Origin of the sequence: Pseudomonas sp. NPDC090592 (assembly GCF_044769185.1) — a bacterium.
Taxonomy (GTDB): Bacteria; Pseudomonadota; Gammaproteobacteria; order Pseudomonadales; family Pseudomonadaceae; genus Aquipseudomonas.
Genome location: NZ_JBIVXJ010000026.1, coordinates 78358 through 90527 on the forward strand (window position 1 = coordinate 78358; position 12170 = coordinate 90527).

Sequence of the window (12170 nt, forward strand, 5' to 3'; positions counted from 1 at the left end):
TAGTGCGCCTAACCCAGAAAACGCAGGACTCCTGTGGGAGCGGGCATGCCCGCGAAGAGGCCCGCACAGGCCACCAGGCTCAGCCAGGAAACCACTGCCGCAACACCCGTCGGGCTTCCTGCGAGCCCTGCCCCGCTGCCTGCTCCAGCCAATACCGCGCCTGCTCCGGCTCGCTGTGCTGGCATAGCCGTGCGTACTCCAGTTGCGCCCGACGATCCCCGCCACGGGCGGCCTGGCGCAGCAGTTCATGGCCGATACGCCGGTCACGGGCATTGCCGCAGTCGCGGCACAGCATCTGCCCCAGGCGGCTTTGTGCAACCACCACGCCCTGGCGTGCCGGCTGCTTCAGCAGGCGCCCGGCCAGGTGCTTGACCTGCGGCTTGTCGCCCAGGCGCGGGCTGTCGAGCAGCCACAAGGCAACTTTCAAGGAAAAGCGTTTGGGCGCAGGCGTCGATGTAGCAGTGCTGGCGAGGTGTTTACTGCGGAACTTCATGAGCAACAGGTTTGGCAACTCGAAAGGCGCGCCACTCTACTCTTTTTTTTCCGCCCCGGCCTGTCGATTTGTGGAGAATTGAAAAAATTTTAAATGATCTTTTCTTGACGTTTTCGAAGGGATGACCAGCCGGTCTGTCGGAGCATTTCGATTGTCGGACAGTTCACCGTCATGCTGGCACGCCCGTCCTAGAGCAAACGCTTGGGACAATCCACAGTTCCTGTGGATAACTCGGTGGACAACCCCCTCACACACCCCGCAAAGCCCCGTGAATTGGGGCTTCGTGTCAAACTGACGATTTTTTCACCAGCTAAAAATAGTGTTTTTTTTCATTGACTTAACCGCCCAGTCAAGGCATTGGCAGGGCGTTCGAAGCGTGTTGCCGGCCCGTTACAACTGCTGCCCCGAATGTGAACAAGTGCACCATAAACCGCCATTCGGCTGCACGAAATGGGCACATCAGGCTGGATACGGGCGATTTGCCCCTCTTCACAGCGACGCGAATACACGCCATACTGCGCGGCTCACCTGAACAAACGTAGCGCTTGCCAAACGCTCGCCTTTCCAGTAAGGTGCGCCTCGTTAGTACCAAGCTGAAAGTCAATTTTGGCCATAATGTCCTTGCAGCCCCGCTCCTCCCAAGAGTGGCACTGCTGAAAACAGGACCGGCCCCTTCGATGATTCCCTCGCCAGCCTCGCGCTGTTCAAGCACGAATCACGTGACAGATTGATCAGGATTCCACCCGACGGCCTAGAACCTTGGCCCCGGTGTGCTGCCTGCCTTCCGAAGTACCTACCAGTCAGCCCAAGCGCCCACATTTGATTGCGCTCCCTCTGGCTGCCCTGTTCCAGTCAGGTTCGTTCGTCCCTTAATAAAGGCGTCACTGGAACGTTTCTATCATGCACGGATCATAACCCCCGTGTTTAAAGCAGGAACCTCCAACAATATGCAAACTCATCATCAGATTCAGGCTGCCATTGGCACCCTCTCCCAGGCCTTCTCGCCGTTGAAGTGCCTTATCGTTGCCCCACGCAAGGGCAGCTTCAGCTTTACCCTGGTAGACGAACACGGCGTCGCCTGCCACACCGAGCGCCTGTACCCTGAACAGTACAGCCGCAAAGAACCGCTGCAGGCGGTCATCGCCCGGACCCGCCAGTCGCTCACTGCGTGAGCGGCGAATACTGCGGTATTCAAGCGCTGAATCATCCCATCGCCAGCCTGCCTGAACGTTCCTGGCGTAATTGCCTTAGGGCATATAGCCCGGCACGTCAGGCAGCAATCGATTTAAAAACAGCCCTTTACACCACGATTATCACACTACACTTCAACTCGAGCGGTGCTTGCCGCTTCCGGCGGGCCTGATCATTCACCAGCTGCCAAGCTCCAGCGCCCGTCCGGCCCTTACCTGCTCGAGGGCATCATGGGTATCGCGGCGAATGAATTGTGTCAGTATGTGATCCGACCCACCCTGGTTTACCTGAACCGTCAGTGCGCCAGCGCCGAGGCTTTGTTGCTGGGCATCGCCGCCAGCCAGTCGGCACTGGGTTCAGCCCTGCACGACCGACGTGGGCACGGCCTTTACCGCATTGGCGAACATCGCCACCAGGCACTGTGGGATGACTACCTGGCCCGTGATCCCGACCTGGCCAGCCTGGTACGCGGCCTCGCCAGCCAGCACGCCTTCCTGGGCGGCCCGCACCTGGAGCTTACCGTCAACCTGCGCTACTCCACCGCCATTGCCTGGATGCTCGTCGAAGAGCAGGCCACGCCGCTGCCAGCTGCCGACGATTTACTGGCGCTGGCGCGCATCTGGCGACAGATTTTCAACCCCCAGGGTCGCCTTCGCGACTTCACCCACGCCTGGCATACCTGCATAGATCAGAGATTGCCACAGGCATCTTAAGACGCGTCCTACAACAAAACCGGAAAAAAGGGAATTTTGGTCGGATTGTCCTACAAAACCGCTCTAACTCCTGCGATTGAGGCTATAGCGCAGCGCTTGATTTGTTGGTAGCTTTTCGCCCCGGAGATCCCAAGGAGTTTTCTAATAATGAAAAAAGTAATGCTCAAAACCTCCCTCGGCATGGCCGTTGCTCTTGCTTCCAGCCAACTGCTCGCCAGCGGCTTTGCGCTGAACGAACAGAGCATCAGCAGCATGGGGACAGGTTTCGCGGGACGTTCTTCTTCTGCCGAAGATGCCAGCACCGTGTTTGGCAACCCGGCCGGCATGTCCCGCCTCAAACGCGAACAATTCACCGTGGGCGGCGCCGCCGTCATCGCCAAGTCCGACATCTCGGGCCGGGGCAGCAACCTCGGGGGGGAAACCGATGGTGACATGGTGCCGTTCGTGGGCGTGCCCATGGGCTACTACGTGAAGCCGATCGACGATCACTGGAGCGTCGGCTTCGGTGTCTACGTACCGTTCGGCCTGGTAACCGACTACGGCAGCGATGACGCCGCACGCTACTGGGGCAAGAAAAGCCACGTCGAGGTGGTCACCTTCCAGCCAACCGTCAGCTACGCCTTCAACGACAAGGTCTCGATCGGTTTCGGCCCGACCATCAACCGCATCAAGGGTGAACTTGGCTCGAGCCTGATCAACCCGTTCACCCCAGGCCGTAATGATGGCGAAGTGAAGATCAAAGGCGACGATACCGCCGTTGGTTACAACATCGGCCTTCTGGTACAGGCCACCGATCGCACCCGCGTCGGCCTGACCTACCACTCGATGGTCGACTACAAGCTCGAGGGCAAGACCCGCGTCAGCACCCCGCTGATCGGGCCGTTCAACGGCAACAAGTTCGATGCCAGCCTGAAGATCAAGACGCCTGAGTCCGTCGACCTTTCGGTTACCCATGAACTGGACGACCAGTGGACCCTGTACGCAGGTAGCACCTGGACGCGCTGGAGCCGCCTGAAAGACATCACCGTGCAAAACGATGTCCCGGCGCCATTGGCAGGTTCGGCGTTCCAGACCATCAGCGAAGAGCAGAACTGGCACGACACCTGGGCTCACGCCATTGGCGCGTCGTACAAAGTCAACAAGGAGTGGGTGCTGCGCACCGGCTTCACCGTCGACCAGTCGCCGACCAACAACCACGACCGTTCGCCACGCATCCCGACTGGGGACCGCAAAGTGTTCAGCCTGGGTGCTGGCTGGAGCCCGAACGACGATATGACCATCGACGTGGCTTACTCCTATCTGTGGGAAGAAGACACCAAGGTCAATCAGGTAAGTGCAACCAAGGGCAGCTACCAGGCCAAGTACGAGAACAGCGCTCACGGTATCGGTGCATCCCTCACCTACCGTTTCTGATTCGTATGCACCACACAAAAAACCGCCCTTGTGGCGGTTTTTTCATGCCTGTACCTGCCAGCTGTCGCCCAGGCACTCGCGCAGGTAGTCCATGAACACGCGCACCTTGGCGGTCATGGCAAAGCGGTCTGCCAGGCACAGGTAGATATCCATGGGCTCGGTCTGGGCGTAGGCCTGGCCGCTGTCGCTGTATTCGAACAACGGCACCAGCGCGCCGGATGCAAGGTGTGGCCGCACGATGAATTCGGCCAGGCGTGTGATGCCGCCATCGTGCAGGGCCATTTGGGTCAGCGCGTCGATGTCATCACTGATCAATACGCTGCCAAACTCTGCCTCGAAACGCAGCCCGTCGCGCATGAAGCCCCAGCGCAGAAAGCGCCCGTCCACGGGGTAGCGGAATACCAGGCAGCGGTGCTCGCGCAACGCCTCGGGCGTGGCCGGCACGCCAGCGTTCTGCAGGTAGCCGGGTGAGGCGCAGCAAATGAACGGGATTCGGGCGATATGCCGGGCCAGCAACTGGTCCTCCAGTTGCGGGGTGATGCGCAGGCTTACGTCGACGTCTTCGCGGGCATGGTTGACGCGACGATCAGTCGTTACCAACTCTATCGAAAGGAGTGGATAACGGGCACTGAACGCGGGTATCAGGGGCGCCAGGACGTGGCGACCAAAGGCGGAGGTCGAGGCAATGCACAGCCGGCCTTGGGGTTCACTTTCAGGGGTAGTGACTGCCTGCTCGGCCAGAGCCAGGTCGCGCTCGATGTGCTTTACGCGCTCGTAATACTGCGTGCCGGCGGAGGTAAGCGCCATGCTGCGTGTGGTGCGACTGAGCAGGCGCACCTGTAAATGGCTTTCCAGCCTTGCCAGGTTCTGGCTGACGGCTGCCGGGCTGAGGCCCAGGTTGCGTGCACCAGCGGCAATGCTGCCGGCTTCGACAACCTTGATGAAACTGCGGATGGCGTTGAGCAGGTCCATGTGTGAGCCCATGCATTCGTAAGAATTTCTTTATAAAGAACTCAATAGGGCTGGTCTACAGTTGCGGCCGAACGGCTTGCTAACCTGCGCGTCCACTTACCTTTCAGGAGTTCGCATGAGCAACCTTTCCCAGTCGCGCAGCCGACGCAAATTACACCCTGGCGCCACGCCCTATGTTTTCGCGTTCTATATGTCGTCGATCATGGCGTTGTTGATGTGCTTCGTGATCACAGCGGCGAATGCCGGGGTCAACCCGGAGTATCTGAGTAACGTATTGAAGGCTTACCAGTTGGCGATGCCGGTAGCGTTTGTATGCGTGCTGATGGTCAGGCCGGTGGTGGTGCGGTTGGTGGCGATTACGGTGCATGCAAAGTGAATTAACAACAGCAAACACCGCCCCTCCCGCCCTTGATCTTGATCTGGCTTTTGATCTGGCTTTTGATCTGGCTTTTGATCTTGATCTTGATCTTGATCTTCGCGACTTCAGGAGGCCGAGCGGAGGGCTTGCGGAGGGAGGTGACGGGCATGGATGCCCGTCAAGCGCTGAGGCCCCATGGATGGGGCCTGCAGCGCGCACTCCCGGGAGCAAGCCCGTAGCGAGGGAACCCCGGAGCGCAGCGTAGGGGCCGGATGATGGGAGCGCAGCGTTTTTTGGTTACTTTTTGTCGCGTTTGACAAAAAGTGACTCGCCGTAAGGGCGAAAAGGTGAGTCAGCGTCGCCATCGCAAATGGACTGTTCGCTGATCCAAAACAGCCGAATCCTGCTTCTTGCTTCTTGGATGTGGGCTTTCACATCGAGTAGGTATTCATTCGCGCAGGTGGCGCTCAGTCACCCTTCCGCCCTTACGGCGGGTCACTTTTTGGCAAACGCCCCAAAAAGTAACCAAAAAAGGCTGGCTCCCATCATCCGGCCCCTACGCTTCGCTCCGGGGTCCCCTCGCTACGGGCTTGCTCCCGGGAGTACGCGCTGCAGGCCCCATCCATGGGGCCTCAGCGCTTGACGGGCATCCATGCCCGTCACCTCCCTCCGCAATCCCTTCGCTCGGCCTCCTGAAGTCGCAATTTGCGGCGCCTGAACTATCGCGCGCTTAGAAGCAAAAGCAAAAGCAAAAGCCGAAGCAAGAGCAAGAGCAAGAGCAGTCAGAGCGATGCCTTACTGCTGCGAAGCGATGGCCTTCTCGATTGCGGCCCTGAACTCGGGGTCATCCGGCTTGGTCAGGCTGGAGAAATTGCCAATCACCTTACCCTTACGGTCCACCACATACTTGTAGAAGTTCCACTTCGGCGCACTACTCTGGCTGGCCAACCCAGCAAACAACGGTATCGCATCCTTGCCCCGAACCGCCTGGGTCTTGGTCATGGTGAAAGTGACGCCGTAGTTGGCATAACAAACCTTGGCTGTCTTCTCGCTGTCGGCGTCCTCCTGCTTGAAGTCATTGGACGGCACGCCAAGCATCTCAAGACCTTGCTCGTGATATTCCTTGTACGTCGCCTCAAGCCCCTCGAACTGCGGTGCAAAACCGCAATAACTGGCCGTATTGACCACTACCAGCGGCTTGCCCGCAAAGCGCTGGCACAGGTCAACCTGCCCCTTGCCACGCAATTCCGGCAGGCTGCCCTGCAATAATGCCGGGCAATCGGCAGCCCAGTTCGATGTACAGGCAAGCAGGGCCAGCACAGGCACCGTCAACCAATGTGCACGCATGATTCGTTCCTCCCGCAAGACAATCCTTGAGCTAGCAGGGTAGCGCCTAACAAACACTCATGCCCAGTTGCATCAACGCCATCCCTCCCTGGTGCCAGCCCCACCACGCCAGCGCCAACAGCGCCAACGCGGCAAGGGCCAGCAGCCCGCGAGCCAGGTAGCGGTTCATGCCGCTTGGGCCTGTAGCCGAGCGACCGGCCGCTCGCGCACCGGCCAATTGAGCGCTGCGGCCAGCAGGCTGAGCAGGATGGAAATCTGCCAGACCAGGTCGTAGCTGCCAGTACGGTCGTAAACCACCCCGCCCAACCAGCCACCAAGGAAGGCCCCTAGCTGGTGGAACAGGAAGACGATACCGCCGAGCATCGACAGGTTACGTACCCCGAACACCGTCGCCACGGTGCCATTGGTCAGCGGCACCGTCGAGAGCCACAGCAGGCCCATGGCAATACCAAACAGATAGGCGCTGAACTCGCTGACTGGCGCCCAGATGAACAGCACGATCACCACCGCACGCAACAGATACAGCCCAGTGAGCAAGCGCGGCTTGGACATGCGCCCGCCCAACCAGCCAGCAGTGAAGGTGCCAACGATGTTGAACAAGCCGACCAACGCCAGCACCGTGGTACCAGTAGTAGCGGCCAGGTGCTGATCAACCAGGTAAGCCGGCAGGTGCACGCCAATGAATACCACCTGGAAACCGCACACGAAGAAACCCAGCGCCAGCAACCAGAAGCCGGAGTGCGAGCACGCCTCGCGCAGCGCCTGGCCTAAGGTCTGGTCGACGCCATGGCTGGGCAGCGGGCGGTCGCGCAGCAGGCCGACGAAGGGCACGATAAACGCCACCATCAGCCCCAGCACCAACAACGCTGCCGACCAGCCCAGCCACTGGATCAGGCCAAGCGTGCCCGGCAGCATGGCGAACTGGCCAAACGAACCGGCGGCGCTGGCAATGCCCATGGCCATGCTGCGCTTCTCTGCCGGCACTGCACGCCCGACCACGCCGAGGATGACCGAGAACGACGTGCCGGACAGGCCGATACCGATCAGCAAACCGGCACTGAGCGACAACGACCAGGCAGAGTCGGCCATGCCCATGAAGATCAAGCCGACGGCGTAGAGAATGCCGCCGATAATCACCACCCGGGCCGCCCCCATACGGTCGGCCAAGGCACCGGCGAACGGTTGCGCCAGCCCCCAGATCAGGTTTTGCAGGGCAATGGCAAAGGCGAACACCTCACGCCCCCAGCCAAAATCGGCGCTCATCGGCGCCAGAAACAGGCCAAAGCCGTGCCGTACACCCAAGGACAGCGCCAGGATCAACGCCGCCCCCACCAATACCCACCCGCTGGTTCGCCACACCGAAGTCATTGTCGTTATCTCCAGCACATCGCAAGGTTTTGCGGGTATATACCCGCTTATAGTCGTATCAATTCAGGACAACTGGTCCAACAGCCGCACCAGTTCATCCCGCTGCCCTGCCCCCAACCGCTCCACCAGTTCGATCTGGGCTTGTTCCCAGGCCGGATGCGCGGCACGCAGTAGTTGCGTTCCTGCCTCGGTCAGCAGCACCACGCGGTTACGCTGGTCGTCACCATCGGCCAAGACCACCAGCCCTTGCGCCTCCAGCACCCGCAAGTTGCGGCCCAGGGTACTGCGCTCCAGGCCCATGGCCTCGGCCAAGGTGGTGATGCTGGGGCGGTCGAGCCGTTGCAGATGCCTAAGCAGCGAATACTGCGCGACATTGACCCCGAAGCCGGCAAGGGCCTCGTCGTAATGCCGGCTCACCCCACGGGCGGCACGACGCAAATGGGTGCAGATGCATTCACTGGTCAACATGATTGCGTGTATATACCCGCGTCGTAGGTGTTGCAAGAGGTTTCACGCTCGCCGATGAGCGTCAGTCCGGGTTCAGGCGCTTTCGAATCGGCTCAAACTCGGCCGTTGCCTTGCGCACCAACGGGTCTGGCACACCCTGCTCAATCGCCTGCCAATAGCGCCATGGCGCCTTGGCTGAGCCCAACTCGTAATCCATGCCGTCCCAACTGTCTTCACGGAAGCTATAAAAAGCCCAGTGCAACTGGTGGCGATCCAGCACGCTGAGGACATCTTCCAGGTATTGCCGACAACCCGGCAACCTGCGCATACAGCCGAATTCGCCTACCACCAGACGCGAACGCGGCAGCCCCATGGCATCGGCCCATGCCAGCGGCTGTTGCAAGTAGCGGTTTACCCGTTGCCCATCCCACTGCTGCGTTTGCCCGGCGAACGGTACAGGGCCGGGATACGCGATGGGGTGTTTGCGCGTCATGTTAGGCGCACTGGTAGCGGCATAAGGCTCGTACATGTGCACGCTGTACAGCACCCGCGGGTCTTCAAGCGGGGTTGGCCAATAGCCGAACGCATCTGCCGCTGCATACCAGCCGGCATCGACCATGATCGGCGTGTCCGTGTCCTCCTCGCGAATGGCCGCTATCAGTTGCCGGTACAACAAGGGCAGATCGCGCGCACCGCCCTGCTCTTGCGCATACCACTGCTGCATCTGCCCCAGGTCAGCGTGCTCGTCCAGACCACCCTGCTTTTCCGGTGCGGGCTCATTGATCAAGTTGTAGGCGCCGATTGCCGGGTGGCCTTTCAGTTCACGCGCCATGTCTCGCCAGAAGGCCGCAGCCTGGGACCAGTAGCGTTTGTCTTGCCACAGGCGATCGTCGAAATGGCCATGGTTGTTTTGCGACCAGCGCATGCCAGGTAGCGAGAGTGGCGCAATGACCACCTTGAGCCCCGCCTGGTGGGCGCGGTCGAGGGTGGCGCGCAACGTAGCCAGGTCTGCTGCGGGCAAGCCTTGGTAGGCATCGGCATCACCCAGCAGAAAATCCCGCTTCGCCGGTTGCCATTTGTCATAGGACAACCGCACCCAGGTTGCGCCATAGTGGCGCAAAGCGTCGAAGTAGGCTTGATCGGGAGGCAGCCGGTTGAAACTGTTCCCGCCATGACGAGGGGTGTTCCAGAACTCGATGAGATCGGCAGCAGTGGCCAGCGGGGCAAAAAGAGCCAACAGACTGGCGAGGATCCAGGGGTGCATGAAGGATTTCCTTGGCCAAAGGATGGGAAGCCGAGATTACGCTGGCAATCGCGAATGCTCACTGCCGACACCTTTGCTGGAAGTTTCTGCAGCCTGCACAACCCCGCTCGCCTACAAGCCCAGCGCCATCCCCAGCATCACGACCAGTTCAAGCAACTCCAGCATCGCACCAGCGGTATCCCCGGTAGTCCCACCCAAGCGTCGGCACATCAGATGCCGCAGCCAGGCAAACACCGCAAGCGCCAGCGCCACGCCCCACCCGCCCAAGACCAGACAAAAACATGCACTGCCCAGCAGCACCCACCCGGCTGTGCGCCGGGGCAAATGCTCGGCCAGAGCCTGGCCCAACCCGCCGGGCCGCACATAAGGTGTACACAGGAACAGGCCCAACATCGCCGCCCGCCCGATCACGGGTGCCAGCAGCAATTGCGCGCCAATGCCCTGCTCAACCAGCACCCACAAGGCGCAGAACTTGAGCAGCAGCACCAGTACCAAGGTAACCACGGCAATCGGCCCGCTACGCGGGTCTTTCATGATTGTCAGCGTACGCTCACGGTCGCCGAAACCGCCTAGCCAGGCGTCGGCGCTGTCCGCTAGCCCGTCCAGGTGCAAGGCGCCACTGAGCAGCACCCACAAGGTCAGCAGCAAAGCGGCATGCAGCGGTGCTGGCGTGCCTTGTAGCAGATGGCTGGCCAGCCACAACAACAGGCCGAACAGCAGCCCGACCAGCGGGTAGAACAACAGCGAACGCCCCAACTCGCGAGGGGCCGGCATGCCCGGCAGGCTCACAGGCAGGCTGCTGAGAAACTGCAAGGCAATCCAGAACGGCAACATGTCAGCGCCCCTCGACCAACTGGCCGGCCTCACTCATCACCAGCCGCACCAGCGCGCCATGCCCGACTTCAACCTGAAGCAACTGTTCCTTCGGCAAGCCACGCGCCCGGGCCAGCAACAACCGCATCACACCGCCATGGGTGACCAGCAGCACCCGTTGACCCGCATGCTGGCGGCTCAAACGCTCGACAGCAGCAAGTACTCGGTCGGCGAATGCCTGCACCGGTTCGCCATTGGGCGGGGTGTAGCCGTAGGGGTCCGCCCAGAAGCGCCCCAGCGCATCGGCCTGGTCTTCCATGATCTGCGCAGCGCTACGGCCTTCCCAGTCGCCAAAATGCAGCTCCTGCAAGTCAGGCTCACGCTGCACCGGCAGATTCAACTGCGCCCCCAGCTCATCGGCAAATCGCCCACAGCGCTGCAGCGGTGAGCTGACCAGCACCTGCCACGGGCCGGCCTCAGCCACAGCGCCACGCATCTGCGCCCAGCCCTTGTCGGTCAAGGCATCGTCGAGGCTGCCACGCAGGCCACCCTGCTCTGTTTCACCGTGGCGCAGCAGGTCAAGGATCATGCAGGGCGGTCCGCTACAGCGGCCTCGGCAAAGGTCGCCATCTGCCCGTGCAGCGCACAGGCCAGGCGCAACAGAGGCACCGCCAGGGCAGCACCGCTGCCTTCGCCCAAACGCAGGCCCAGCGCCAGTAACGGCTCGGCCTGCAGCGCAGCGAGCAAAGCCTTGTGCCCGGGCTCTGCACCTTGGTGGGCAAACAGCAGCCAGGCCCGGCACTGCGGGTTGAGGCGTACCGCCAGCAGTGCAGCGACACTGCAGATGAAGCCATCCACCAGCACTACCACACCTGCCTGCGCACAGCCGATGTAGGCACCGGCCAAGGCCGCGATCTCGAAACCGCCCACGCAACCCAATGCCTGCAAGGGGTCTTCAGCACGCAGGCCATGCAGGTTCAACGCCCGCTCGATCACCTCAGCCTTGTGACGCACACCCGCATTGTCAAGGCCGGTGCCCGGGCCGCTCAGTTCAGCAGGCGGGCAGTTCATGAGGACGCTGGCCAACGCTGCTGCGGCCGTAGTGTTGCCAATGCCCATCTCGCCACCGATGAACAACTGCGCCCCCTGTTCGGCCGCGCGCAGGGCGCTGTCGCGGCCGGCCTGCAAAGCAGCTTGCAGCTGCCCCTGCGTCATGGCTGGCTGGCGGGCGAAGTTGGCCGTGCCGGCACCCAGGCGCAGGTGGTGCACGCCGGGTAGCTGCAGATCAGGGTCGACAGTACCCAGATCCACCACTTCAAGGCTGGCTTGCAGCTGGCGCGACAACACGCTGATCGCCGCGCCACCGCCAACGAAGTTGCGCAGCATCTGGCCGGTCACCGCTTGCGGATAAGCCGAGATGCCCTCTTCGACCACGCCATGGTCACCGGCAAAAATGGTGATGGCGACCTGATCCAGCGTCGGCCGCTCACGCCCTTGCAGGCCTGCCAGCTGAATGGCGAGGCCTTCCAGCTGGCCAAGCGAACCGGCGGGCTTGGTCAGTTGCTGCTGGCGGGCGTGGGCCTGGTCCATGGCGGTGTTGTCGAGGGGTTGGCAGGGGTTTTGCCACCAGGGTTGGGTCATGATCGTGGGCCTGTTGGTAGTTGAGAATTTTAGGTGCTTGGCGGGGAATCTTCAGTGCCTGTGAGATCGAGCGCCGCCCGCGCGGCGCTTCGCGGGGCAAGCCCGCTCCCACATTTGTTGCAACGTGCCGAACCTGTCAGGCCATGGTTG

At 61.3% G+C, this 12170-nt stretch carries 14 protein-coding genes; 4 read left to right on the plus strand and 10 right to left on the minus strand.

The window, feature by feature from the left end; genetic code table 11:
- Positions 1-79 precede the first annotated feature (79 nt).
- Positions 80-493 carry a tetratricopeptide repeat protein gene (locus ACIQUI_RS21230; protein ID WP_403202443.1) on the minus strand — a complete coding sequence of 138 codons (414 nt, stop codon included), beginning with the start codon at positions 491-493 and terminating at the stop codon, positions 80-82.
- Between the two features lie 947 nt (positions 494-1440).
- Between ACIQUI_RS21230 and ACIQUI_RS21235 the strand changes: the two genes are divergently transcribed.
- The 3 genes from ACIQUI_RS21235 (at position 1441) to ACIQUI_RS21245 (ending at position 3810) form a co-directional block, all read left to right on the plus strand.
- The gene (locus ACIQUI_RS21235) at positions 1441-1665 is read left to right on the plus strand and encodes a hypothetical protein (RefSeq protein ID WP_264309910.1); all 225 of its coding nucleotides are present in this window, start codon (positions 1441-1443) and stop codon (positions 1663-1665) included.
- Positions 1666-1914: 249 nt separating this feature from the next.
- A complete protein-coding gene (locus tag ACIQUI_RS21240) occupies positions 1915-2397 on the plus strand; it encodes a hypothetical protein (RefSeq protein ID WP_391124830.1) in 483 nt (160 codons plus the stop codon).
- Positions 2398-2544: 147 nt separating this feature from the next.
- The gene (locus tag ACIQUI_RS21245) at positions 2545-3810 is read left to right on the plus strand and encodes an OmpP1/FadL family transporter (protein WP_403202446.1); all 1266 of its coding nucleotides are present in this window, start codon (positions 2545-2547) and stop codon (positions 3808-3810) included.
- 42 nt (positions 3811-3852) lie between these two features.
- Here the strand turns inward: ACIQUI_RS21245 and ACIQUI_RS21250 are convergent, their stop codons facing one another.
- On the minus strand, positions 3853-4782 hold the full coding sequence (locus ACIQUI_RS21250) for a LysR family transcriptional regulator (RefSeq protein ID WP_403202448.1): 930 nt from the start codon (positions 4780-4782) through the stop codon (positions 3853-3855).
- A 115-nt stretch (positions 4783-4897) separates the two neighbouring features.
- Between ACIQUI_RS21250 and ACIQUI_RS21255 the strand changes: the two genes are divergently transcribed.
- Positions 4898-5158, plus strand: coding sequence for a DUF2798 domain-containing protein (locus ACIQUI_RS21255; RefSeq protein ID WP_391124822.1), 261 nt, complete (start codon positions 4898-4900; stop codon positions 5156-5158).
- Positions 5159-5935: 777 nt separating this feature from the next.
- Here the strand turns inward: ACIQUI_RS21255 and ACIQUI_RS21260 are convergent.
- From ACIQUI_RS21260 to cobT, 8 genes are all read right to left on the minus strand, one after another.
- A complete protein-coding gene (locus ACIQUI_RS21260) occupies positions 5936-6487 on the minus strand; it encodes a glutathione peroxidase (protein ID WP_403202450.1) in 552 nt (183 codons plus the stop codon).
- 46 nt (positions 6488-6533) lie between these two features.
- Positions 6534-6656, minus strand: a complete 123-nt coding sequence (locus ACIQUI_RS21265; RefSeq protein ID WP_403202451.1) for a hypothetical protein — start codon at positions 6654-6656, stop codon at positions 6534-6536.
- Positions 6653-7855 carry an MFS transporter gene (locus ACIQUI_RS21270; RefSeq protein WP_403202453.1) on the minus strand — a complete coding sequence of 401 codons (1203 nt, stop codon included), beginning with the start codon at positions 7853-7855 and terminating at the stop codon, positions 6653-6655. Before ACIQUI_RS21270 ends, ACIQUI_RS21265 begins: the two co-directional genes overlap by 4 nt.
- Before the next feature lie 63 nt (positions 7856-7918).
- The gene (locus ACIQUI_RS21275) at positions 7919-8323 is read right to left on the minus strand and encodes a MarR family winged helix-turn-helix transcriptional regulator (protein ID WP_403202456.1); all 405 of its coding nucleotides are present in this window, start codon (positions 8321-8323) and stop codon (positions 7919-7921) included.
- Between the two features lie 61 nt (positions 8324-8384).
- Positions 8385-9500, minus strand: a complete 1116-nt coding sequence (locus ACIQUI_RS21280; protein ID WP_403202468.1) for a glycoside hydrolase family 5 protein — start codon at positions 9498-9500, stop codon at positions 8385-8387.
- Positions 9501-9677: 177 nt separating this feature from the next.
- Complete coding sequence (locus tag ACIQUI_RS21285) at positions 9678-10400, minus strand: adenosylcobinamide-GDP ribazoletransferase (RefSeq protein WP_403202458.1); 723 nt, start codon at positions 10398-10400, stop codon at positions 9678-9680.
- A 1-nt stretch (position 10401) separates the two neighbouring features.
- Positions 10402-10968: an alpha-ribazole phosphatase family protein gene (cobC, locus tag ACIQUI_RS21290; protein ID WP_403202460.1), complete on the minus strand. Its 567-nt coding sequence runs from the start codon at positions 10966-10968 to the stop codon at positions 10402-10404.
- Positions 10965-12020, minus strand: coding sequence for a nicotinate-nucleotide--dimethylbenzimidazole phosphoribosyltransferase (cobT, locus tag ACIQUI_RS21295; RefSeq protein ID WP_403202462.1), 1056 nt, complete (start codon positions 12018-12020; stop codon positions 10965-10967). Before cobT ends, cobC begins: the two co-directional genes overlap by 4 nt.
- Between the last annotated feature and the right edge of the window lie 150 nt (positions 12021-12170).